Annotated in this window: 17 protein-coding genes and 1 tRNA gene; 12 read left to right on the forward strand and 6 right to left on the reverse strand. The window is 70.9% G+C overall.

The genetic code is table 11. The annotated features are described in order from the left end of the window. Positions 1-17: 17 nt before the first annotated feature. Positions 18-2,603, reverse strand: coding sequence for an ABC transporter permease (locus JIX55_RS21650; RefSeq protein ID WP_257564949.1), 2,586 nt, complete (start codon positions 2,601-2,603; stop codon positions 18-20). Then, positions 2,600-3,388: an ABC transporter ATP-binding protein gene (locus JIX55_RS21655; RefSeq protein WP_257564950.1), complete on the reverse strand. Its 789-nt coding sequence runs from the start codon at positions 3,386-3,388 to the stop codon at positions 2,600-2,602. Before JIX55_RS21655 ends, JIX55_RS21650 begins: the two co-directional genes overlap by 4 nt. 432 nt (positions 3,389-3,820) lie before the next feature. Here JIX55_RS21655 and JIX55_RS21660 point away from each other — a divergent pair, with 432 nt between their 5' ends. The 5 genes from JIX55_RS21660 (at position 3,821) to JIX55_RS21680 (ending at position 11,782) form a co-directional block, all read left to right on the forward strand. Further along, entirely contained in the window at positions 3,821-5,314 is a 1,494-nt protein-coding gene (locus JIX55_RS21660; protein ID WP_257564951.1) for an MFS transporter, read from the forward strand. Between the two features lie 416 nt (positions 5,315-5,730). After that, complete coding sequence (locus tag JIX55_RS21665; protein WP_257564952.1) at positions 5,731-6,201, forward strand: DUF485 domain-containing protein; 471 nt, start codon at positions 5,731-5,733, stop codon at positions 6,199-6,201. Continuing rightward, a complete protein-coding gene (locus JIX55_RS21670; protein WP_257564953.1) occupies positions 6,201-7,853 on the forward strand; it encodes a sodium/solute symporter in 1,653 nt (550 codons plus the stop codon). Before JIX55_RS21665 ends, JIX55_RS21670 begins: the two co-directional genes overlap by 1 nt. A 159-nt stretch (positions 7,854-8,012) precedes the next feature. Then, the gene (locus JIX55_RS21675; RefSeq protein ID WP_443046493.1) at positions 8,013-8,540 is read left to right on the forward strand and encodes a trypco2 family protein; all 528 of its coding nucleotides are present in this window, start codon (positions 8,013-8,015) and stop codon (positions 8,538-8,540) included. Further along, entirely contained in the window at positions 8,537-11,782 is a 3,246-nt protein-coding gene (locus JIX55_RS21680; protein WP_257564954.1) for an NACHT domain-containing protein, read from the forward strand. The genes JIX55_RS21675 and JIX55_RS21680 overlap by 4 nt, the downstream gene beginning before the upstream one ends. 39 nt (positions 11,783-11,821) lie before the next feature. Here the strand turns inward: JIX55_RS21680 and JIX55_RS21685 are convergent, their stop codons facing one another. The 3 genes from JIX55_RS21685 to JIX55_RS21695 all read right to left on the reverse strand — a co-directional run bounded on the left by JIX55_RS21685 (position 11,822) and on the right by JIX55_RS21695 (position 16,881). After that, on the reverse strand, positions 11,822-12,727 hold the full coding sequence (locus JIX55_RS21685) for a cellulose-binding protein (protein ID WP_257564955.1): 906 nt from the start codon (positions 12,725-12,727) through the stop codon (positions 11,822-11,824). 205 nt (positions 12,728-12,932) lie between these two features. Next, entirely contained in the window at positions 12,933-15,863 is a 2,931-nt protein-coding gene (locus JIX55_RS21690) for an SUKH-4 family immunity protein (protein WP_257564956.1), read from the reverse strand. A 7-nt stretch (positions 15,864-15,870) separates the two neighbouring features. Beyond that, positions 15,871-16,881 carry an SMI1/KNR4 family protein gene (locus JIX55_RS21695; RefSeq protein WP_257564957.1) on the reverse strand — a complete coding sequence of 337 codons (1,011 nt, stop codon included), beginning with the start codon at positions 16,879-16,881 and terminating at the stop codon, positions 15,871-15,873. 384 nt (positions 16,882-17,265) lie between these two features. Here JIX55_RS21695 and JIX55_RS21700 point away from each other — a divergent pair, with 384 nt between their 5' ends. Beyond that, positions 17,266-17,766 (forward strand): YwqJ-related putative deaminase, encoded by a 501-nt coding sequence (locus tag JIX55_RS21700; RefSeq protein WP_257564958.1) that lies wholly within the window; start codon positions 17,266-17,268, stop codon positions 17,764-17,766. A 138-nt stretch (positions 17,767-17,904) separates the two neighbouring features. Continuing rightward, positions 17,905-18,396: an SUKH-3 domain-containing protein gene (locus JIX55_RS21705; protein ID WP_257564959.1), complete on the forward strand. Its 492-nt coding sequence runs from the start codon at positions 17,905-17,907 to the stop codon at positions 18,394-18,396. A gap of 292 nt (positions 18,397-18,688) precedes the next feature. Here JIX55_RS21705 and JIX55_RS21710 read toward each other — a convergent pair whose 3' ends face one another. Next, on the reverse strand, positions 18,689-20,032 hold the full coding sequence (locus tag JIX55_RS21710) for a sensor histidine kinase (RefSeq protein ID WP_257564960.1): 1,344 nt from the start codon (positions 20,030-20,032) through the stop codon (positions 18,689-18,691). A gap of 167 nt (positions 20,033-20,199) precedes the next feature. Here JIX55_RS21710 and JIX55_RS21715 point away from each other — a divergent pair, with 167 nt between their 5' ends. The 5 genes from JIX55_RS21715 to JIX55_RS21735 all read left to right on the forward strand — a co-directional run bounded on the left by JIX55_RS21715 (position 20,200) and on the right by JIX55_RS21735 (position 24,581). Continuing rightward, positions 20,200-21,060: a hypothetical protein gene (locus JIX55_RS21715; protein ID WP_257564961.1), complete on the forward strand. Its 861-nt coding sequence runs from the start codon at positions 20,200-20,202 to the stop codon at positions 21,058-21,060. 23 nt (positions 21,061-21,083) lie between these two features. Beyond that, a tRNA-Gln gene (locus JIX55_RS21720) sits at positions 21,084-21,155 on the forward strand. A gap of 125 nt (positions 21,156-21,280) precedes the next feature. After that, a complete protein-coding gene (gene glmU / locus JIX55_RS21725) occupies positions 21,281-22,729 on the forward strand; it encodes a bifunctional UDP-N-acetylglucosamine diphosphorylase/glucosamine-1-phosphate N-acetyltransferase GlmU (RefSeq protein WP_257564962.1) in 1,449 nt (482 codons plus the stop codon). Positions 22,730-22,836: 107 nt separating this feature from the next. Then, positions 22,837-23,811: a ribose-phosphate diphosphokinase gene (locus JIX55_RS21730; protein ID WP_257564963.1), complete on the forward strand. Its 975-nt coding sequence runs from the start codon at positions 22,837-22,839 to the stop codon at positions 23,809-23,811. Positions 23,812-23,990: 179 nt separating this feature from the next. After that, on the forward strand, positions 23,991-24,581 hold the full coding sequence (locus JIX55_RS21735) for a 50S ribosomal protein L25/general stress protein Ctc (protein WP_257564964.1): 591 nt from the start codon (positions 23,991-23,993) through the stop codon (positions 24,579-24,581). The last annotated feature ends 73 nt before the right edge of the window (positions 24,582-24,654 follow it).

Raw genomic sequence — 24,654 nt, forward strand, 5'->3', positions numbered from 1 at the left:
GCCCGTGCCCCGCTGCGCTACTCCGTCGCGATCGCGTTGAGCACGTTCATCCGTCCTGCCCTGAAAGCGGGGATCAGTGCAGCGAACAGTCCGACGAACGCCGAGCCGATGAACACCCCGATGATGGTCGGCCACGGAATGTCCAGGACCTTCAGGCCCTCCAGGGCGAGGAGCCGCTGGGCGGTCGCGCCCCAGCCCATCCCCAGCCCCAGTCCCAGCAGCGCGCCGAACAGGGCGATCACCACGGACTCCAGCCGGATCATGCGGCGCAGCTGGCGGCGGGAGAGGCCGATGGCCCGCATGAGGCCGATCTCCCGGGTGCGCTCGACGACCGACAGCGCCAGGGTGTTCACGACGCCGAGGACCGCGACGATGATCGCCAGGGCCAGCAGACCGTAGACCATGTTGAGCAGCTGGCCGATCTGGTCCTTCAGGTTCTGCTTGTAGTCGGTCTGGTCCATGACCTTGACCGTGGGGTCCTTGGAGACGGCGGTCTTCAGCGCGGCGTACGCCTGGTCCTTGCCGCCCTCGTCCGCCTTGGCGAACAGGGCCGTGTCCAGCGGCAGCCGCTCGGCCGACATATGACGCTCGACCGTCGTGATGCTGGTGTACATCGTGCCCTGGTCGAGCCCCGTGTCGTCCGAGGTGATGGCCGCGAGCCTCAGCTCGGCCGTGCGGCCCCCGGTGAAGGCGACCGTCAGTGTGTCGCCCACCTTCACACCCGCCTTCTCGGCGAACTCGGAGCCGACGGACATCGCGTTGTCGCCGTACGCGGCCGAGAGGTCGCCGGAGAGCGTCTCGCGGCGCAGGTCCTCGGCGTAGGTGGACTCGGCGGCGAGCAACTGCCCCGACTGGGACGTGCCGTCCGGCGCGGTCACCTCGGCCGGTATCTCCTTCGTACGGGTGACGTGGCCGAGGCCCGGGACCCCTTCCACCGCCTTGACCGTGGCGGGATTGATCGGCTTGCCGCCGTCGCCCGCCCGGATGATGAAGTCGGCGCCGACCGACCTGTCCAGCTCGCCGGTGGCGGAGGTCACCATGGAGGAGCCGACCACGGAGAGGCAGGCGACCAGGGCCAGGCCGATCATCAGGGCCGCGCCGGTGGCGCCCGTGCGGCGCGGGTTGCGCAGCGCGTTGCGCTCGGCCATGCGGCCGACCGGGCCGAAGGCCCGCAGCAGCACGGCGCTGAGCACGCGGACGACACCGCCCGCGAGGAGCGGGCCGATCACCACGAAGCCGATGAGGCTGAGGACGATGCCCGCGCCCAGGACCAGCGAGCCCTCGCTCGCCTTGTCCGCGGTGGCGGCCAGGTAGAGCGCGAAGGCACCGGCGCCGGTGAGGACCAGGCCCACCATGCCCCGCAGGAGTCCGGCCCGGCCGTCGGCCGGGGTGCCCGCGTCGCGCAGCGCGGCCATCGGGGAGACCTTGCCGGCCCGGCGGGCGGGCAGATAGGACGCGAGGACCGTGACGACGATGCCCAGCAGCAGGCCGATGGCCGGGGTCGTCCACCGCACCGTCAGGTCGCGGGTGGACAGTTCCATACCCGCGGCCGACATGAGTTTCATCAGCCCGACCGCGAGGCCGACGCCCGCGCCGACGCCCAGCACCGAGCCGAAGACGCCGAGCAGGGTCGCCTCGACGAGCACCGACCGGTTGACCTGGCCGCGGGAGGAGCCGACGGCGCGCATCAGACCGATCTCGCGGGTGCGCTGGGCGACCAGCATCGAGAACGTGTTGATGATCAGGAAGACGCCGACGAGGAACGCGATCCCGGCGAAGCCGAGCATCCCGTACTTGATCACGTTCATGAACTCGTCGACGTCACTGCGGTTGGCGTCGGCGGTCTCCGCTTGCGTCCGGACCTTGTACGACGCCTCCTGCGCCGCCAGAGCCGTGCTGACGTTCCGCTTCAGCTGTGTGTCGCTGACGCCGGCCGCGGCGGCGACGTTGATCTGGGTGAACAGACCCGTGGCACCGAGGAGTTCGCGCTGCGCGGTGGCGGTGTCGTAGAAGACGACGGCGGCACCGGGGTTGGTCACCTTGAAGGAGGCGATGCCGACGATCCGGGCGGTGATGTCACCGCTGACGGTGATGGTGCGCAGCTCGTCGCCGAGCTTCAGGCCGTGCTTGTCGGCGGTGTCGGAGTCGACCATCACCTCGGTCGGTCCGCGTGGGGCGTGGCCGGAGGTGATCTCCATCGAACGCAGGTCGTTCTTCGTCCAGTTGCCCGCGATGGTCGGGGCGCCGGTCGAGGACCCCATGTTCTCGTTCTCGCTGTTCACGACGGTCACGTCCATCGAACCGACCGCGCCCTCGGCGGACTTGACGCCCTCCGCCGCGGCCACCTGCTTCACCAGGGAGGCGGGCAGTGACTCGGGCCTGCCGGTCCGTGAGACCTCGTCGTCCTCCTCGCCGCTGTCCACGGAGACCGTGACGTCGGAGGAGGTGGCCGCGAACAGCTTGTCGAACGTCGTCCCCATCGTGTCGGTGAAGACGAGGGTCCCCGTCACGAACGCCACCGACAGCAGGACCGCGATGGCCGAGAGGGCCATCCGTCCCTTGTGCGCGAAGAAGTTGCGCATCGAGGTCTTCATGACGGTCATGACGTACGTCCCCGGGCGTCGAAGTCCTTCATGCGGTCCAGCACGGTCTCCGCGGTCGGCCGGTACATCTCGTCGACGATGCGGCCGTCGGCCAGGTACAGCACGCGGTCCGCGTACGAGGCGGCCACCGGGTCGTGGGTGACCATCACGATGGTCTGGCCCAGCTCGTCGACCGACTGGCGCAGGAAGCCGAGCACCTCGGCGCCGGCCCGCGAGTCAAGGTTGCCGGTCGGCTCGTCGCCGAAGATGATCTCCGGCCGGGCGGCCAGCGCCCGGGCCACGGCGACGCGCTGCTGCTGGCCGCCGGAGAGCTGGGTGGGCCGGTGCCTGAGCCGGTCGCTCAGGCCGACGGTGTCGACGACCCGCCCCAGCCACTCCTTGTCCGGCTTCCGCCCGGCGATGTCCATCGGGAGCGTGATGTTCTCTATCGCGTTGAGCGTCGGCAGCAGGTTGAACGCCTGGAAGATGAACCCGATCCGGTCCCGGCGCAGCCGCGTGAGCTTCTTGTCCTTCAGCCCGGTGATCTCGGTGTCGTCGAGGAAGATCTGACCCGACGTCACATTGTCGAGTCCGGCGAGGCAGTGCATCAACGTGGACTTGCCGGAGCCCGAGGGGCCCATGATCGCGGTGAACTGGCCGCGTGCGATGTCCACGTCGACGTGGTCGAGGGCGACGACACGGGTCTCACCGGACCCGTACGCCTTCACGACCTGCCGCGCCCGCGCGGCAACGGCCGTAGTCCCTCCAGTACCCCCGTGCCTGGTGATGGTCACAGCCGATGTCACGGTATGTCTCCTATGTCGGGCATCAGATGGTTCTGTTGCTCAGCGGATGAGCCGGTGAGCTGGTGAGCCGGTGAGCCGTAGGAAGTGGCTCGAAGCGGTACGTCGATGAGTCTGGTCCCCGGAGGGGGCGCAGCGCGCTGGTGCCCAGCGCAGTCTTCTGCTGGGGAAAACCCCACCCCCACCGGTCCGGTACACCGCCCCCCAGCGGCGTAAAGCCAGGTTAAGGACGCCAGGTGCCCCGTCTCCTCCTCCGGCGGTACGAAGCCTCCCCGAGCCGTAGTACGGAGGTCCCCCTAGGGGATCTCGCCCCCCGGGAGGAGACGGCTCGGGGTCGGCCTCCGCCTTCCGGTACGGCCAGGCCGCACCCTGCCGTGGCGTGAGGGTCAATGGCATGGTGGTCGACGGCAGATGGTTGCAAGGGGAAGGCATCCGGTGGACGACACGCGACCCGCGATACGCGATGCGGCACAACACACCGGAACCGGCCGACGAAGAACCGTCACCGCCGCCCTCATGCTGGCCATGGGCCTGGCCGCGCTGGACTCCACGATCGTCTCGACCGCCGTACCGCAGATCGTCGCCGACCTCGGCGGCTTCTCCGTCTTCTCCTGGCTCTTCTCGGGCTATCTGCTGGCGGTGACCGTCACCCTCCCCGTCTACGGCAAGCTCTCCGACACCTTCGGCCGCAAGCCGGTCCTCATCGTGGGCGCAGCCCTGTTCCTGCTGGGCTCGCTGCTGTGCGCGCTGGCCTGGAACATGGGCTCCCTGATCGCCTTCCGTGTCATCCAGGGCCTGGGCGGCGGGGCGCTCCAGGGCACGGTGCAGACGCTGGCGGCCGACCTCTACCCCCTGGAGGAGCGCCCCAAGATCCAGTCCAAGCTGTCCACCGTGTGGGCGGTGGCGGCGGTGGCGGGCCCCGGGGTGGGCGGAGTACTGGCCGCCTACGCGGACTGGCGCTGGATCTTCCTGATCAACCTGCCGCTCGGCGCGGCGGCGCTGTGGCTGCTGGTCCGTCATCTGCACGAGCCGCGAGGGGAGTCTACGGGCCGGCCCCAGGTGGACTGGGCGGGCGCCCTGACCGTCTTCGCCTGCGGAGGCGCCCTGCTGACAGCGCTGGTGCAGGGCGGGGTGGCGTGGGAGTGGCTGTCCTGGCCGTCGATCACCTTGCTGGGCACCGGAGTCGCCCTGATCGCTCTGCTGGTCCTGATCGAACGCCGGGCCGCCGAGCCGATCATCCCCGGCTGGGTGTGGCGCCGCCGCACGATCGCGGCGGTGAACCTGGCGCTCGGCGCGCTGGGCCTGCTGATGGTGGCGCCGACGGTCTTCCTCGCGACCTACGCCCAGTCCGTGCTGGGCCTGGCCCCGGTGGCGGCCGGTTTCGTCGTCTCCATCTGGACGCTGAGCTGGCCGGTGTCGGCGGCCCTCAGCCAGCACGTCTACCGCCGCATCGGCTTCCGGAACACGGCGATCCTGGGCATCGCGGCGGCGGCCGCCCTCCTCTTCGCCTTCCCGCTCCTGCCCTACCCGGGCGAGGCCTGGCAACCGACACTGCTGATGCTCGCCCTCGGCGCCGCCCTCGGCCTCTTCCAACTCCCCCTGATCATCGGCGTCCAGTCGACCGTACGGTGGGAGGAGCGGGGCACGGCCACGGCGTCGATCCTCTTCTGCCGTCAGACGGGCCAGACCCTGGGCGCGGCGTTGTTCGGGGCGGTCGCGAACGGGGTACTGGCGTCCCGGCTGGGCGGCGCGGGAGACCTGGACGCCGTCACCCACTCCCTCGACGCCGGCACGGCCGCGGAGCCGGTCCGCCGCGCCGTCGCGGACGCGGTCCACGCGGTGTACCTGGGGGCGGCCTGCGCGGCGACGGTGGCGCTGGTGGTGCTGCTGGTGGTGGCGCCGCGGAGGTTTCCGGTGCTGAAGGACTGAGGGCCCGCCGGGAAACCGATGCTGTTTGGCGAATCGCCAAGCGAGAGCCAAGTGGGCGCGTAGTCCCAGCGACACGCCCTGCAGGCGGCGTGTCGCTGGGACTCTCACGCCACTTGACGGCCGGTGACAGGATTCGCCAACAGCATCGGAAACCCGGCGGGCCCTCACCCTGTCAATCCGCATGCCCTGCTTCGAGGAACCGCCGGTGGACGAGGTCCAGCAGCGCCGCCGGTGCGAAAAACCTGAGTTAATCCGGGTAACACCCCAGGTCAGCGCGAGATGCGCGAAGTAAGCGCATACCGACCGATCAGTTTGTCGAAAATCCCCCACACCGCCGAACCCGCGAGTAGCGTTCACGCCCGCCCCCCGCTCCCTGCGGTCCACACCGGACCCGAGCCACGCAAGGAGACCAAGGGATGACCGACGCCTTCTCGTCACCCCCGAACCAGCCCCCGTACCCACCGCACGCCTCGTCCCCCTCCTACCTCGCCTACCCCTGGGCACCCCAGGAACCGGTCCCCGCACCGGAACCGGCCCCCCGGTCCACCCGCCGCTCCGCCCTCGGCCACCACAGCGACCTCCGGGTCCTGCGCGGCGCGTACCGCCGGCAGCGGCGGGTGGCGACGCTGACCGCGCTCGGCTACTTCGTGCTGTTCCTCCTTCTGTCGGCGTTCGCCCCGTCGTTCATGACGGGCACGGTCAGCGGCGGGCTGTCGACGGGGCTGCTGCTCGGGCTGGTGCAGGTGCCGGTGACCTGTCTGGCGATCTGGCTGTACGAGCGCACCGCGCGCCGACGGGTCGACCCGCTGGCCGACCGGATACGCGGCCTGGCCGCGGTGGACGCGCAACGGGATGCGCGGCAGGACGCGCGGCGGGGGGCCATGTGATGACACCCACCGACCCCTCGACCACAGCCGCGGGCGGCCTCACCGAGTTCAGCGGATCGGCCCAGACCATGTCCCTCGTCGGGTTCACCGCGATCGCCACGGTCACGCTGCTGCTGTGCGTGATGACGGGCCCGGACCGCGACGACCTCGACGAGTTCTACACCGGCTACAGCTCGCTCTCCCCCCTGCGCAACGGCCTGGCCATCGCGGGCGACTACATCTCGGCGGCGACGGTGCTCGGCACGGGCGGAGTGATCGCCCTGTTCGGCTATGACGGTGTCGTCCTCGCCCTCTCCACGGCCCTGTCCCTGATGCTGCTGATGTTCCTGCTGGCCGAACCGCTGCGGAACGCGGGCCGGTTCACCATGGGCGACGCGCTGGCGCGGCGGATGCCCGGCCGGTGTGTACGCATCACCGCCTGCGTCGTCACCCTCGCCGCGCTGATGCCGATGATGCTGGTCCAACTGGCCGGCACGGGCGATCTGTTGGCGTTCATCCTCGGCTTCACCAGCGAGAGCCTGAAAACCGGGGTCGTGGTGGTCGTCGGCACACTGATGATCGGTTACGCGGCGATCGGCGGCATGAAGGGCACCGCCCTCGTCCAGATCGTCAAGATCGTGATGCTGCTCGGCTCCGGCGGACTCGTCGCCGTACTGATCCTCGCCAAGTTCGACTGGGACCCCGGCCTGCTGCTCGGCGCGGCGGCCGACAAGAGTGGCATCGGCACCGGCTACCTCCACTCGGGGCTGCAGTTCTCGGGCGGCCCGCACCCCGAACTCGACATGATCAGCGCCCAGTTGACGGTCGTCCTCGGCGGCGCCTGCCTGCCTCACGTCACCATGCGCATGTACACCGCGAACAGCGCCCGCCAGGTTCGCCGCTCGCTGTCCTGGGCCGTCCCCTCCGTCGCCCTCTTCGTCCTGATCATCGCGGTGATCGGCTTCGGCGCGACGGCCCTGATCGGCCGCGAGGTGATCGCGGCGGCCGACCCGCAGGGCAACACGGCCTACCTGCTGGGCTCGATGGCGGCGTTCGGCACGGAGGTCTCCACGGCGGAGACCCTGCTGTTCACCACGGTCACGACGGCGGTCTTCCTGACCCTCCTGGCCTCCGTGGCCGGCATGATCCTCGCCTGCGCCAACTCCCTCGCCCACGACGTCTTCGCGGCCCGCGCCACCGAACCCCTCAGCCCGCGCCGCGAGATGACCCTGGCCAGGCTCTCGGCCTGCGCGGTCGGTGTCACCGCGATCGTCCTCGCCACGATGGTCCAGCACCGCAACCTCCAGCCCCTGGTCACCCTCTCCTTCTGCCTCGGCGCCTCCGCCATCGCCCCCGCCCTCGTCTACGGCCTCTTCTGGCGCCGCTACACCCGTACGGGCCTCATGTGCACGCTCATCGGCGGCACCCTCTCCGTCCTCGTCCTCATGACCGGCACCAACCTCGTCTCCGGCTCCCCCGGCTCCGCTTTCCCGCGCGCCGACTTCAACTGGTTCCCCTTCACCACGACAGGGCTGTTGTCCATCCCCCTGGGCTTCGCCTTCGGCTGGCTCGGCACCCTCGTCTCCGGCCGCGCCAAGGCGGAGGAACAACGCCGGCAGTACGAGGCGGTGGAGGGCTGGATCCTGGCGGGGGCGGTGCGACGGAACGAGTGACGGGAGCCGTCCCGAGCAACCCGGGCCACGATCGGCCAAATCCGGTCAATCACTGTTCGGTTCCGTGCTTTCCGCATATGCGGGGCGAGCCACAGGGCACAACAGCCGTACGGCGTCGAGCACCGCCGGACGCGCCAGCGCGTACTCAACGGGGGAGACATGGGGACCGCTTCACGGCACAGCGCATCGAGGTCGCCAGAGGCATCGGCACCATCGGGACTCTCAGGGCCCTCGGGAGGGGCCGGCGACACCACGCCCCACACCGACGATCACGCCACCGACGATCACGCCACCGGTCACGCCACGGACGGTCACCCCACCGACCGTCATGCCTTCGACCGCATCGATCTCACCGAGGCCATCGCCTCGGTCCGTGACCAGCTCGTCGAGGCCGCGACGCGCGCCATCGGACAGCCGGTGGTCTTCGAAGTGGGCACCATCGAGATGGAGTTCACGCTTGAACTGCGCAAGGAGACGAAGGCCGGCGGCCGGGTCAAGGCCTGGGTGGTCGACGCCGGGGCCGACGCCGCCCGCGCCACCGGCCGCACCCACCGCGTCGCCTTCACCCTCACCCCGCGCGACTCCCGCACCCACGCCCCCTGGCTGGTCGGCGACGACGACCCGGGCAGCACGGCGGGATTCGGCCAGGACACACCCGGTCCGCGCCCCGCGCACCCCACCCGATGACACCGGCGGACAGCCCCGCGAGCCGTGCGGTCGTGGTCCTCGGCGACCGGCAGGGCAGCGGCGTCGCGCTCAACGGACGCCTCGTGCTGACCTGTGCCCACGTCGTCGGTGCCAGCAGCGCCCCGCAGGTCGCCCACCCCCGGCGCACCCACCGCACCACCGCCCAGGTCATCTGGTCCGACGAGGAGCAGGACGCCGCGCTGCTCCTCACCGCCGAGGAACTGCCCTGCGCCGCGCACGTCCGGGTGGGCCATCTCGCCACCGAGCGGGCGCTGCCCGAGTGCGAGATCATCGGCTACCCGCACGTCCAGCGCCACGCCGGACGCCATCTCGCCACGGACCAGTTCACCGGGCGGGTGCTGCCCGCCGCGGCCCGCCCGCGCTCCGTCCTCACCTTCTCCTTCGACCGCGCCCCCGCCGTCGAACGGCCGGACGCCCCGAGCCCGCTGGCCGGCCTGTCGGGCGCCCCCGTCTTCTCGGGCGACGTCCTCCTGGGCATCGTCACCTCGGTCCCGCGCGATCGGGGCCACCTGCGCGCCGAGGGCGTCCCGGTCAGCGACCTGACGTCACTCCCGTACGACTTCCCCGAGACCGAACCGATCACCCGGCACCACCTCCTGGACCGCGAGTACGAACGGGACTACGCCCGCTCGGTGGGCAGCGCCTTCCGCAGGATGAAGATCTTCGGCCTCGACGACCTCAACCGCCGCGAGTCCGAATGGGACCTGGACACCGCCTACCTGAGCCTGGAGGCGTCGCCGCGCATCTCCGAGAGCGCGGCACGGAACCTGGACACGTCGACGACCCGGCAGCCGTTCTCCCTCACCGCACGCGCCCCGCAACGCGTCGACGCCCTGCTGTCCACCCGGCCGCGCGTCCTGCTCCGCGGCGAGGCCGGAGCCGGCAAGACGACCCTCGTGTGGTGGCTGGCCGCCCACACCGCCGCGGGCACCCTGGGCCCCACCCTGGCCGGGCTCAACAGCCTGGTCCCCTTCATCATCCCGCTGCGCACCCTGCGCTCCCAGAACGGCGCCTTCCCCTCACCCGCCGGGCTGCCGCACGCCGCACGCCTGGTGGTCGACGAGGCGCCCGACGGCTGGGCGAGCCGCGTCATGGAAGCGGGGCGCGCGCTGCTCCTCGTGGACGGCCTCGACGAGATCCCGCAGTCGGACCGCGAGGAGGCCCACCGCTGGCTCTCCGCGCTGCTCGCGCGCTATCCCCACAGCCGCTGCCTGGCGACCGTACGTCCGCTGGCCGTCGAGCCCGACTGGCTGGAGGCGGAACGGTTCGAGGAGCTGCGGCTGCTGCCGATGCGGGACGACGACATCCAGCGGTTCATCACCGCCTGGCACCGCGCGGCCCGCCTGGAGGACGACGACCACGCACTGCTCGCCGAACTGGAACAGGACCTGTCCCAGCAGTTCCGCCACAACCCCGCACTCAGCGACCTGGCCCGGACCCCGCTGTTGTGCGCGGTGATCTGCGCCCTGCACCGCAGGCACCAGGGATTCCTGCCCGAGACCCGCTTCAAGCTCTACCAGTCCGCGCTGGAGATGCTCCTCGGCCACCGCGACACCCGACGCCGTGTCCACTCCCCCGACGGCATCACCATGACCGTCGAGGAACACCACCAGATCCTGCAGCGCATCGCGGTCTGGCTGGTCCGCTGCGGCCAGACGGAGTTCACCCGTGACCAGGCCCGGCCCCAACTGCGCACCGCGCTCGCCGGCATGGAACGCGTCCGCCGCCAGGACAGCCCCGAGGCCATCCTCACGCATCTCCTCAACCGCTCGGGACTCCTCCAGGAACGCGGCGACGGCTCCTACCAGTTCATCCACCGCACCTTCCAGGACTTCCTCGCCGCGAAGGAACTCGTCGAGAGCGACTCCCTGCGCGAACTCGTCCGCAACGCCGACGACGTGCTGTGGCAGGACGTGGTCCTGCTGGCGGCGGGCCACTGCCGACGCGAGATCGGCGAACTCCTGACCGGCCTGCTCACCAGGGCGGACGCCCCCGACACCCCGGCCCCGCCGCGGGTCCAGCTGTATGTACTGACGGCCCTGTGCGCCCAGCACGCCGCCTGGCTCGACAGCGGACTCCAGCAGGTGGTGCGCGACCGGATCACCGCCCTCGTGGCCTCCCTCACCTCCGCCGAGGTGCCGCAGGTGGCCCGCCTCGGACCGCACGTCCTGCAGTTCCTGCCGGACCCCGAGACCCTGGATCCCATCCGGGGCCGGGCCGTCGCCGAACTCGTCGGCAGGGTCGGCGGATCCGAGGCCATCCCCTACGCCCGGCGCCTCGTCACCACACCCGGGCTGCCGAGTGCGGTCTCCGCCCGGCTGGCACACGCCTGGAGCAACTTCCCCGCCGCCGAGTACGCGCACGAGGTGCTCGGCGAGATGCCACCCGATCCCGCGCTCCCCCTGCCCGTGACCACCAGGGAGCAACTGGGGCTGCTGCACCGGCTGGCGGTGGGCCGGCACCTCGCGCTCAGCGGCCCCCTCACCTCCGCCGAACTCGCCGCGGCGGAGCTGCCGCAGCTCCAGACCCTGCGCCTGGACCGGCTCCCCCACCTCGAAGACCTGGACTTCCTGCACGTCCACGGGCAGCGGCTCCAGCACCTGAGCGTCACGACGAGCGCCTCCGCGCTGAAGGACATCTCGGCCGTGACCGCGCTTCCCGTACTCGCCGTCCTGTCACTGCGCGTACAGCTCCAGAACGACGCGCTCGGGCACCTCGCGGAGATCCCCGCGCTCACCGCCCTGACCCTGTCCACCCCGTACATCACCTCCGTGGGATCGATCCCCGTCCACCGAGGTGTCACCCGGCTCTCCCTGCCGGTACAGCGACTGGTCGACACCCAGGGCCTCGACGCCTGGGAGTCACTGACCTCCCTCATGCTTCCCAGCCCCCTGAACACCCGCGGATTCTGGGGCTTCATCCGCGACTCCGGCCGCGTCTCGGAGGTCGACACGACCGTGCAGTCCTTCTCGGAGTCGTTCTCCGAACTGCGGCACCTCGGCGTCCTGCCCGGAGTGAAATCCCTGCGCCTGCGGCAGGTCACCGACCTGAGAGGGGTGGAGCAACTCGCGGAGGTCTTCCCGTCCCTCACCAGGCTCGCCCTCACGGCCCCCACGGGCCATCGGCTCACCGCCGAGGACCCGAGCCTCACCCGCCTCACGAAGGCCCGGCCGGACCTGGAGATCAGCCTCACGCACCCAGCCCCGGTCGCCCACGGCTGACCCAAGGGGGAGAACACGGCAGCCGTCACGGCAGAGAGGTCACTGCCACGGCGTCTGCTCTCCCGGAGCCTGGCCGGTCAGCGCCGAGAGGCTGCTGCGTACGTGATCCATCTGCGTCTGCACCTCGTCCCACCGCTCCCCGTGCTCGCGCAACACCCTCTCGGTCTCCGCCACCACCCACTGCTCCTGTCGCCGCGCCTCCGCGACCAGCTCGGCGGCGCGGGCCTCGGCGTCGCCCTGCAGCCGCGCCGCGGCCGCCTCCGCGTCGGCGAGAGCCCGTTCGGCCGCGGCGAGCTCGGCCTCCGCGCGGGCGACCCGCTCGCCGTACCGGGCGTCGAACACGGCCTCCCGTTCGGCGACCTCCCGCTCGATGCCGGCCACCCGGTCGTCGAACTCCCTGTCCAGGTCGGCGAGCATCCCCTCGGTCCGCTCCCGGACCTCCCGCAGCGCGGCCAGCGCCTCGCCCCGCCCCTCCTTCACCGCACGCCGGGCCGCGATCCGCAGGTCGTCGGCCTCGGCCTGGGCGGCCAGCAACCGGTGCCGGGCCCGCTCGTCGGCCTCGCCGCGCACCTCGTCGGCGTACGCCTGCGCGGCCCCCCGCAGCCGCAGCGCGGCCTCCTCCGCCTCGGCGACCATCCGCCGGGCCTCGGAGCGCCCGCCCTCGCGAACGGCCGTGGCCTCCTCGACACCGAGTTCGAACAATTGGCGGGCGCGCTCACCGAGCGCCTCGTACGTCTGCGGGGGCAGCGCGGCGACCGTCTCGCGCAGCCGGTCGAGTTCCGCGCCCATGTCCTTGGCCAGCACGGTCAGCCGGGCAGCCCGCTCCCACGCGGCGTCCCGGTCCCGCCACAGGGCCGCCGCGTCGGCGTCGACCTGGTCAGGGCGGTAGCCACGGCGTACGACGTCGAACTCGAAGCCATGGGGTGCCGTCGGTTCGCTGCTCATGCTGGGCCCTCTCCGCCGGACGCACACGAAATGATGATTTCGCGCACATCTTGATGTATCGGGCAGAAGTGTTCATAACGCGACACTCCGTGCGAGGGACACGGGTGGCGGCGGCCGGGCATGCGAAAGGGCCTGGCCCGGTCGTGCGAGACCGGGCCAGGCCCCTTGCGTCGTGCGGGTGGCGGCGGCCGTCAGCCGCGACGGATCACAGCAGCCCGTCCCACATCTGCTCCAGCAGCACCGACCACCAGCTCTCCGGCGAGGCGAGCGCCGCCGGATCGAGACCGGCGAGCTGCGCCTGGAAGTCGACGGTCCAGCGGCCCGCCTGCTCCTGGTTGAGGCCGAACCGCAACCGCCACATACGGCCGAGAAGAGCGAGGCAGCGCGCGAACTCCGGCAGCCCGGTGTTCACGAACTGCGGCGGCACGGGCACACCGCCCGGCCCCGCCTCCACCGGCACCGCCACGATGTTCGCCGTGCCGTACTGCACACACAGCGCCTTGCCGAAGTCGCTGCCCATCACCAGGTACGAGCCCGCGTCGGCCGCCGGCTGCACACCCCGCTCCTGCGCCAGCTCCGCCAGCGTCGGCACCGGACGGCCCGGCTGGGCCTGCGCCCAGAAGAACGGCCCCATGTCCACCGGCAGCCCGGCCACGACCAGCGTGTGCGCCACGATCGGCGGAACCCCCTGCCGCGACACCGCCTGCTGGTCGAACCGGAACACCCCCGGCCCGAACGCCGCCGCCAGCTCCTGCCCGATCGCCTCCGGCGGGACCGGCGGCGCCGGCTGCACCGGCTGCAACGGAGCCCGCACCGGCGCGAGCCGCGCCGGACCGTCCGCGACCTGATGCAACTCACCCTGATGCGCGATGAGTTGGGCCATACCCTGCTGCCGGCTCGCATGGTCCTTGCCGTACGGAGCTATGGACGTGATGTGCGCGTTCGGCCACTGGTCACGGATCATCCGCGCGCAGTACGCCCCCGGCAGCTCACACGACTCCAGCTCCGTGTGCAGCTCCAGCACGGCCTCCGGCGGGATGTTCATCCCGCGCAGCTCGTGGAAGATCTGCCACTCCGGGTGCGGCGTACCCGGCGCCGAACGCCGGATCACCTGCTGCTCGGAGCCGTCCGGCGCCCGGAACCGCAGGACGGCCTGGTAGCCGGGCCCGACCGTCGGCTGCCCGGCGGGCGGCTGCGGATAGCCGTACGCCGGCGGAGCACCCATCGGCTGCCCCGGCTGACCGGGCATCGGCCCGGGCTGGCCCGGGAACCCCTGCGGAGCCCCCGACGGCATCCCGGGCGGACCGGGCGGCTGCGGCGCACCGGGACCGCCGGGCGGCGGCCCGGCCAGCATCGTCTCGGCATGGTGCACGGGACCGGGGGCACCCGGCGGCATCCCCGGATGACCCGGCTGACCCGGAGCCCCGGGCGCACCCGGACCGCCCACCGCGGGCCCGGCCAGCATCGTCGCCGCGTGGTGCACGCCGCCCGCGGGCGTACCGCCCGGCGGATTCGGCGCACCAGGAGCACCAGGAGCACCAGGACCGCCCGGCTGACCGGGAGGACCAGGTACACCAGGACCACCCGGCTGACCCGGAGCACCAGGAGGCCCAGGCGGCAGCGGCGCGCCCGGGCCGCCGACCGCGGGCCCGGCCAGCATCGTCGCCGCGTGGTGCATGCCACCCGGAGGCGTACTCCCGGGCGGATTCGGCGCGCCGGGCGCACCAGGAGCACCAGGACCGCCCGGCTGACCGGGAGCACCGGGGACGCCGGGAGCACCGGGCCGACCCGGTGCGCCAAGACCCTCCGGCCCGTCCGGGCCGAGGGAGGAGATCAGCTGGGTCGGCACGTACCCGCCCGCCGGGGTCCCCGGAGCACCGGGCCCGGACTGCGGCGCAGGCGTGGCGCCCGGACGGGCACCCGGCGTACCCGGCGCTCCGGGCGGAGCCGGAGGCGGCGGCGCACCAGGCCCGGCGCCCCGACCGCCCCGGCGCGGAGGCGGTGCCGCCTTGCTCGTGGCGGCATCGGCGATGTCACCGGCATGGGGCGGCAGCGGACGGCCCGGCGGCGGCGTACCCGGCCCCTGCGGGCCACCGGGACCCTGCGGATAGCCGTACGACGGCGCACCCGGCGGCGGAGTCCCCGGACCACCGGCTCCCTGCGGATAGCCGTACGACTGCGCACCCGGCGGCGGCGTACCCGGACCCGCCGGCTGCTGCTGCTGCGAAGGGCCACCCGGAACACCCGAACCCGGGCCCCCCACGGCCGGCGCCACCGTCGTACGCGGGAGCCCGCTGCCCCCGGAGATCAGCGCGGTCTTGGCCTCCGGCGGCGTGCTCGGCGCCGGGGGGACGTCCTGGTCGTTCACCTCGGACAGCTGCGGCGCGAACACGGTCTCCGGCAGCGGCACCGAACGGTCGTCCTCGGCCTCGGCGTTGGTGTCCGTCCCGGCCCACGGCGTCGCCCCGTCAGGCACACCCGGCACCGCGTCCCGCGGCTCGGCATCCCTCGGCGGCACCGCGTCCCGCACCTCACCGTCCGCCGCCGCGGCGGCCGGCCACGGCGTGGCATCGGCCGGTGCCACAGGCACCCCGCGGCCGGCCGAAGGAGACTGCCCCACCGGCCCCGGCATCGTCTCGGGCATCGAACCACCGCCCCCGGACACCCCGTTGGCACCCGACGAACCAGAACCACCCGAATCAACCGCAGCCGGACGAGACCCGGCACCATCAGAGGCACCCGCTCCCGACCGGCGGTCCGGAATCCCCAGCTTGTCCGCCGCGTCCTGCAACCACTCCGGCGGAGTCAGCAGGAACGACGTCTGGTTCAGATCCACCCGGGCCGGAGGCGCGGGCGCGGCAGCCGGAGCCTCGCCCGTACGGCCGTACTCCTCCTCGAACCGGCGGATCACCTCACCCACCGGCAGCGACGGCCACAACGTGGCCTCCCCGCTGTCCCGGGCGATGACCAGCCGCTGCGCACCCCCGTCGGACCGCGGGCCGTCCGCCCGGTCCTCGGCCCACACCACGAACCCGAGGTCGAACTCCCGCACCCGCACCTCACGGTGCTGATAGCCCGGCAGATCCCCGTTGATCCACTCCTCGGCGCGCTCCTGCGCCTGAGCGAACGTCACCATCGAAAACTCACTCCCCCACCGAAGACGCCGAGGCGCCCGCGACGACCGGCACGGCACGTGCGAAGCCACCGTCCACCATCAGGTTCGCCACCGTCTCCAATTCCGGCGGATTGCCCGCCAGCCGGGACAGGAACGCGTCGAAGTCCTCACCGGCGGGAAGCAGCAACCGCTCCACCCGCTCGGCCGGCGGCCACGACGGATCGACATCACGGGCATCGTCGTACGCACAGAACCAGACCGACCCGATCCGGTCGCCCTTCACCTTCACCGCGAGAATCCCGCCCTGCGCGAACCCGACCGCCAGATAGTCCTTGGTGAGATGGTCCCGCAGACACTTGTTGACGTACACCAGGTCGTTCACCGCGGCCTCGTCCCGCACCGTGAAGAACGGCTGATCCACCAGCAGCCCCAACTCCGCGTCCAACGCCGCCCCCACGGGAGCGCAACCGCCCGCCGCCTTCAGGAACGACCGGTACGCGCCCGGCAGCCGGTACCCGAGCTCCTCCTCGACCCCCTGCACCTGCACCTCGGTCACCGCCACCGCCGACGACTTCGGCAACCCGAAGTGCGCCGGCCGGGTCTCCTGCAACGGCCGCGTGCCCCGCTTGTGCTGGTCCACACGCGCCGTCGCGATGCCACCGTGATGCCGCAACAGCGCCTTCACCTCGACCGGCACCAACTCCAGCCGCCGACCGCCCGGCGCGTGATGCCACGTCCAGCCGTGCGGCGTCGCCACCGGAGGGATCGTGTCCCACAACTCGTGCCCCGTCGCCGCCAACGCCGCGTTCGCGGACACATAGTCCGTCAACCGCAACTCATCGACCCCGAACCCCTCCGGGGGATCGGCGATCTCCGCCGCGGCACGCGCATAGGGCGAGAAGTCCGGATAACCGTGCGCGTCAACACGGACACCCCTCGGATGACGCGCCGCCCGGACCGGGTCCGGGAACTGCACGACTTGCCCGGCGTAGGCCGCGTTCGGCGGCGCGGCTTGCTGCCCGAGCCGACCTGTCGTCATGGCGGTAGCCCCCTGCGGCGTTCTGTGTGACCTGTTCTGGCTGGCTGCGAAAAGGCCCGCGTACGGCCCGTTCCGGTTCCCCCGATCCGCCCTGAACCCGCCCTCGAACAGCCCTTGAACAGCCCTCGACCGATCCTTCGGTCTACCCTCGGCCTGCTCTCGATCTGCCCTCGAACACGGGACCCGTACGGATCGCGGTTGTCGACAGCCTATGCGGTACGGCGACACCGGTCACCGGGCCTCCGCTTCCGTGACCAGCCGTCACACCACCCTTACGCAACGCCGAAGCCCGGGCGTGTCGCACTGCCCCAGCTTCCGCACCGGCCACGCCGTTTGGCACTCTGTGTCCGCTGGCGGGGGATGTAACAGGAGGGGATCACGACGATGAGCGCGACGCAGGCGGGACCTTCGGGCGACCCTCGCATCGGCTGGAGCACCGTGGAACAGCCACATGCCCCCGCCCTCCTCCACCGCCGCGACGGCATCCTGCCCACCGTGGCCGCCGCCCTCTCCGTACGCGGCGAGACCCTCACCGGCACCGCCGCCCGCAGCGACCAGGCCCCGCCCCTGCACCCCCTGGTCCAGGAGTTCCTCGACTCCCTCGCCACCGCCCAGCGCGACCGCTTCACCGGCCGCTGCGCCGAGGCCATCCTCATCTCCCGCCACATCACCAGCGCCGACGCCGGCCGCAGCAAACGCGCCGCCCGCAGACCCATGACCAACGGCGAGGCCCGCAAAGTCCTCAAGCAGGCCAAACTCACCACCCGCCACATCCGCGAGGACGGCGACCCCCTCCACGGCGGCTTCGCCCCGCCCTGCCGCTCCTGCACGGCCCTCAGCGCCCACTTCGGCGTCCGCATCGTGGACCCGACACAGGAGAACTGACCGAGACCCCCCCCGAAGATCACGTCAGAAAACAGAAAACCGCCCCGGGAACGCCGGCCCACCTGGTACGCCAACGCCCCAGCCAGACTCCCGACCAGAGTTCAAACCGCCGACGAACCCCCGACGAACAAAGGGCAGATGCACACCGACCGCACCTCCACGCGCTTCTCCGTACCCGTCGACGCCGCCCTGCGCGCCGCCGGGTGGCAACCAGGCCGCTGGGACATAAAGCAGGCGGAATTCTGGGCCGACACCCTGCGCGAGCACACCTCCCCCGCCGGCCACCGCCACGCCGTCTTCCCCGCGGCGGTCGAGGCCTGGGCCGAATTCGGCGGCCTCCACCTCACCGCCCAGGGCCCCGGCCGCCAGCTCGCCCCCGCCGACCTCCACCTCGACCCACTGCACGGCCTCCACATGGCCCGCACCCTCGGCGACCTCGGCCGCGCCCTCGACACCGAGGTCTGCCCCCTCGGCCACGAAACCGCCACCCGAGCCCTCATCGCCATCGACACCGAAGGCCGCACCTACGCCCTCGACCACACCGGCGACTGGTACCTGGGCCCCAACATCGACACGGCCCTCACCACATTGCTGGCAGGCCTCGACCCGACACGCCTGACCGCAGGCTGAGCACGCCGCTATCGCTGTCGTCCCAGCTGCGGGCAGTCGTGCCGCCAGGGGCAGCACGGGTGCGCTATCGCTGTCGTCCCAGCTGCGGGCAGTCGTGCCGCCAGGGGCAGCACGGGTGCGCTATCGCTGTCGTCCCAGCTGCGGGCAGTCGTGCCGCCAGGGGCGGCACGGGTGGGCGCAGCGGCACCCTGCACGCGCCGGTAAGCGAAACCCACCCCCGGCCCAGCCGAAGCCACCGGGTGCCCCACAAGCGAGGCCCAGCCCCGGCGCCGGGTCGTCTCCCAGACACCCCCTACGCCGCCGGAATCACCGCAGACACCCGAAACCCCCCGGCCTCCGTCGGCCCGGACACAAAAACGCCCCCCAGCTCAGCCACCCGCTCCTTCATCCCGAGCAACCCGTTCCCCCCACTCGGCAACCGCGCCGCCCCCGCCGCCCCCGGCTCCGGCGGCGGCCCGTTCTCCACCTGCATCGCGATCTCCGCCACCCGATGCGCCAACCGCACCTGCGTCTTCGCCCCCGCCGCATGCTTGTGGACGTTCGTCAACGCCTCCTGCACCACCCGGTACGCCGTCTGCTCCACCTCGGCCGCATACACCCGCACCTCCCCCTCCACCGACAACTCCACCACCATCCCCGCAGCCGCCGACTGCCCCACCAACACCTCCAGCTCAGCCAGACAGGGCCCCTCACCCAACTCGTCCTCGGCCCGCGAAGCCGCCGCCGCGGCCGCCACCCCCACCGCCGCCAAAGGCACCGGCACCGGCTCGGCCCGCGCCACCGACGAAAACCCCTCCCCCGACCGCAACACCCCGAGCATCTCCCGCAACTCGGTCAACGCCTGCCGCCCCATGTCCCCCACGAGCGCCGCGTTCCTCACGGCCTTCTCCGGATCCTTCCGAGCCACCGCCTGCAACGCCGCCGCATGCACCACCATCAACGACACCCGATGCGCCACCACGTCATGCATCTCCCGAGCGATCCGGGTCCGCTCCTCCCCCCGAGCCCACTCCGCCCGCTCCTCCGCCCGCTCCGCGAGCAACTGCAACTCCCGCTCCAGCGAATCCGCCCGCTCCCGCAGACTCTCCATCAACCGCCGCCGCGCCCCCACGTACAACCCGAGCAGCACCGGCGGCGCGGTCAGCCCGATCGCCATCGTCAACGCCAGGAACAGCGCGAACGCGTCCCCGCCCCCGACAGCCCCGTCCCCCTGCATATCGCTCTGCGTGGCCTGCACGAACCACACGATGAACACACCCGCGAACGCCATCCCCGACAACGCCCCGATGATCCGCCGCGGCGCCTCCGACGCCGCCAGCGTGTACAGCCCGACGAGCCCCATCAGATACCCCATCTGAGCAGGCGCGACGGCAATGAAGACCAGCACGACGGCGACAGGCCACATCCGCCGCACCAACAACACGGACCCGGCTGTCGCCCCGAAAACGACCCCCACGGCCTCCGGCAACGCGGCGTTCTGAGCGAACTCGACACCCTCCACCGCACACTCGACCGCCGACACCAACGCCAGCCCACCGTCGAACAACGCCCCGCGCCGCCGCTCCCACCACCACGGCCCGGCCCTGTCCCCCGCCCCGGCCCCGGCCCCGGTGTGGTCTTCCCCCGTCGTGGTCATAACCCAAGCCTACGTTCGAGCGCCCTCGCTTTTCCGGCGAGTTTCCCGTACAGGCCTACACCACACGGCCCCTTCGAACAGAAGCGAAACCGACCACTATCCCCCGAACTGCTGAATCGCACACCGTTCGACCCCGGAACGGATCATTCCGCCCGGACCGTAAGCACATGACACACGCACACCCCAAGTACGCCGACTTCGAGGGCCTGCGGGAGCGGGCGGTCGCCTTGCGGCGAGCCGGCCTCAGCCTCCGGCAGATCAGAGAGGAGCTGGGCGTCCACAACAGCGAAACCCTGCAGCGACTCGTCGAAGGTGAACCACCTCCGGAATGGACGAAGCGCCCCAGGGCGAAGGACGACATCCGCGAGAAGGCGCGGGAGCTCCGGCGACAGGGTTGGACGTACAACCAGATCAAGGCAGAGCTGGGCTGCTCGAAAAGCTCGGTGTCACTCCGGGTGCGCGACTTGCCGACACCAGAGCCACGCCGCACGCCCGAGGAGCAGCAGGCACGCATGAACGCCGGGCTCACACGGCTACGAGCGGAACAGGACCGCGCGCGCCAGACCGTCAAGCAGGCTGCGGCAGCAGCGATCGGCGAACTCTCGGATCGTGAACTGTTCCTCGTGGGCGCCGGCCTGTACTGGGCGGAAGGTTCCAAGGACAAGCCCTACCGCCGCACTGAGGTCCTGCAATTCATCAACAGCGATCCGAACATGATCAGGCTTTTCGTGAGCTGGCTGACGCTCCTCGGGGTAACGCGAGACCGCCTGACCCTCCGAGTCAGCATCCATGAGTCCGCTGACGTAGAAGCCGCCGAGAGGTACTGGGCCGACGTCGTCGGCGTCGACGTGTCCGCATTCAGCAGGGCCACGCTCAAGAGGCACAACCCACGCACGGTCCGAAAGAACACGAGCGAGACCTACCACGGCTGCCTCGTCCTCTACGTCCGACAGAGCGCCGATCTATACCGTCGCATGGAAGGCGCCTGGTACGGCATAGTAGGAGGCGCCACTCGACGGCCTGACTAAATGTCCGGTTTGGTTGAGTTTATTCCCCCGTGGTGTAATTGGCAGCACTGTGGCTTTTGGTGCCATCTGTCCGGGTTCGAGTCCTGGCGGGGGAGCTTTACCAAGTTCGGGTCCTGACTGAAGCGATACGGGTCAGGACCCACTCACATTTCCCCCTCACAACGCCCCGGTATCCTGCGGATGTCCACACCCCACCCATCCACAGCCGAAGGGCATCCCCGTGAGCGCAACCCGCCCGGCAGCCGTCGTCGTACTCGCAGCGGGTGAGGGCACCCGTATGAAGTCGGCCACACCCAAGGTTCTGCACGACATCTGTGGCCGCTCCCTCGTCGGCCATGTCCTCGCCGCCGCGCGCGAGTTGGACCCGGAGAACCTGGTCGTGGTCGTCGGGCACGCCAGGGAGAAGGTCACCGCGCACCTCTCCGAGATCGACCCAGGCGTACGCACGGCGGTCCAGGCGGAGCAGAACGGCACGGGGCACGCGGTGCGGATGGGGCTGGAAGAGCTCGGTGGGGTCGTCGACGGGACGGTCGTGGTCGTCTGCGGCGACACCCCGCTCCTCACCGGCGAGACCCTCCGTCGGCTCTCCGCCACCCACTCCTGCGACGGCAACGCCGTCACCGTGCTGACCGCCGAGGTCCCGGACGCCACCGGCTACGGCCGTATCGTCCGCGACGGCGTCTCCGGCGCCGTGACCGCCATCGTGGAGCACAAGGACGCCACCGAGTCGCAGCGCGCGATCCGTGAGATCAACTCCGGGGTGTTCGCGTTCGACGGCCAGCTCCTCGCGGACGCGCTCGGCAAGGTCCGTACGGACAACAGTCAGGGCGAGGAGTACCTGACCGACGTCCTCGGGATCCTGCGGGAGGCCGGGCACCGTGTCGGGGCCTCCGTGGCCGACGACCACCGGGAGATCGCCGGTATCAACAACCGCGTGCAGCTCTCGGAGGCGCGCCGCATCCTCAACGACCGGCTGCTCACGGACGCCATGCTCGCCGGTGTCTCGGTCATCGACCCGGCCACGACCTGGGTCGATGTGACGGTCACGTTCGAGCAGGACGCCGTGATCCACCCGGGCACCCAGCTCCTCGGGGCGACGCACCTGGCCGAGGGCGCTGAGGTGGGGCCGAACTCGCGGCTGAAGGACACGAAGGTCGGGGCCGGCGCGCGCGTCGACAACACGGTCGCGGACGGTGCCGAGGTGGGGCCGCAGGCGACCGTGGGGCCGTACGCGTATCTCCGTCCGGGTACCCGGCTCGGCCTGAAGTCCAAGATCGGTACGTACGTCGAGACCAAGAACGCCTCCATCGGCGAGGGCACCAAGGTCCCGCACCTCTCCTATGTCGGTGACGCGACGATCGGTGAGTACACGAACATCGGGGCGGCGAGCGTGTTCGTGAACTACGACGGTGAGCACAAGCACCACACGACCGTCGGCTCGCACTGCAAGACGGGTTCGGACAACATGTTTGTGGCGCCTGTCACGGTCGGGGACGGTGCGTACACCGCCGCCGGGTCCGTGATCACGAAGGATGTGCCGCCCGGTTCGTTGGCCGTGGCCCGTGGCCAGCAGCGGAATATCGAGGGTTGGGTGGCTCGTAAGCGTCCGGGGAGCGCGGCGGCGAAGGCGGCCGAGGTGGCTTCCCCGGAGGGGGCAAGTGAAAGCTGACCGGAAACGGGTGCGTCTGGGACGGCGTACCGTGATAAGTGCACACTCGTACGGCAGCTGAGCGGCTGTCGTATGCCCAGCTGAGACACCTCTGAGGAGACAGTGCTGTGACCGGGATCAAGACGACCGGCGAGAAGAAGTTGATGTTCTTCTCCGGCCGCGCCCACCCCGAGCTTGCCGAGAGGGTGGCCCAGCAGCTGGGTGTCGGGGTTGTCCCGACGAAGGCTTTCGACTTCGCCAACGGTGAGATCTATGTCCGTTATGAGGAGTCGGCGCGTGGTGCGGACTGCTTTGTGATCCAGAGCCACACGGCTCCGATCAATCAGTGGATCATGGAGCAGTTGATCATGATTGACGCGTTGAAGCGGGCGTCGGCCCGCTCCATCACGGTCATCGTGCCGTTCTACGGTTACGCGCGGCAGGACAAGAAGCACCGTGGGCGTGAACCGATCTCGGCGCGTCTGATCGCGGACATGATGAAGACGGCCGGTGCTGACCGCATTCTGACCGTGGATCTGCACACGGACCAGATCCAGGGCTTCTTCGACGGTCCGGTGGACCACTTGTTCGCGCTGCCGCTGCTCGCGGACTACGTGGGCCGGAAGGTGGACCGGAACAAGCTCACGGTGGTTTCGCCGGACGCGGGTCGGGTCCGGGTGGCCGACCGTTGGTGCGACCGTCTGGGTGCGCCGTTGGCGATCGTGCACAAGCGGCGTGACAAGGACGTGGCGAACCAGGTGACCGTCCACGAGGTCGTGGGTGAGGTCGAGGGTCGGGTGTGTGTCCTGGTGGACGACATGATCGACACAGGTGGGACGATCTGTGCCGCTGCGGACGCGCTGTTCGCGCATGGTGCGGAGGATGTCATCGTGACGGCGACGCACGGTGTGCTGTCGGGTCCGGCGGCGGACCGGCTGAAGAACTCGAAGGTCAGTGAGTTCGTGTTCACCGACTCGCTGCCGACGCCGGGTGAGCTGGAGCTGGACAAGATCACGGTGCTGTCGATCGCGCCGACGATCGCGAGTGCGGTGCGTGAGGTGTTCGAGGACGGTTCGGTGACGAGCCTGTTCGACGAGCAGTGACGGTCCTCGTCTAGCTAGATCGATTTCTTGTACGGCCTTCCCGCTGCGTAAGCTGTCACAGTTGCTCGGCGAGGGAGGCCGTACATGTGTGTACGGCGGTCCGTTATCGACGCGCTCTTCGTAGCAGGCCGATTGTTTGGCCGGGTGACCACCTTTCCCCAGTTCTACGAGGAGTGAACATGGCCGAGGTCAAGCTCGCAGCCGAGACCCGTACCGAGTTCGGCAAGGGCGCCGCCCGCCGTATCCGTCGTGACAGCAAGGTTCCCGCCGTGGTCTACGGCCACGGTGCCGACCCCGTGCACATCACGCTGCCGGGTCACGCGCTTCAGCTCGCCCTGCGTACGCCGAACGTGCTGATCAGCCTGGACATCGAGGGCAAGACCCAGCTGGCGATCCCGAAGGCCGTGCAGCGCGACGCGATCAAGGGTTTCCTGGACCACGTCGACCTCCTTCTGGTGAAGCGTGGCGAGAAGGTCAACGTCGAGGTCTACGTCCACACCGAGGGTGACCTGGCTCCGGGTGCCTTCCTGCTCGAGCACGTGCTGAGCACGCTGACGGTCGAGGCCGAGGCCACTCACATCCCCGAGTCGGTCACCGTCTCCATCGAGGGCCTGGAGGCCGGCGCCTCCATCCTCGCCAAGGACATTCCCCTGCCCGAGGGCACCACGCTGGCGATCGACGAGGACGCGGTCGTCCTCCAGGTTCTGTCCGCCCAGGCGGAGGAGCCGTCGGAGGAGTCCGCCGAGGGCGGAGAGGCTGCCCAGGCCTGATCCTCGGCTCTGTCATTGGTTCGTCGGCCGCTGTTCCCTTCAGGGGGCAGCGGCTGGCGCGTATCAAGGAGAC

Source organism: Streptomyces sp. DSM 40750, from assembly GCF_024612035.1.
Taxonomy (GTDB): Bacteria; Actinomycetota; Actinomycetes; order Streptomycetales; family Streptomycetaceae; genus Streptomyces.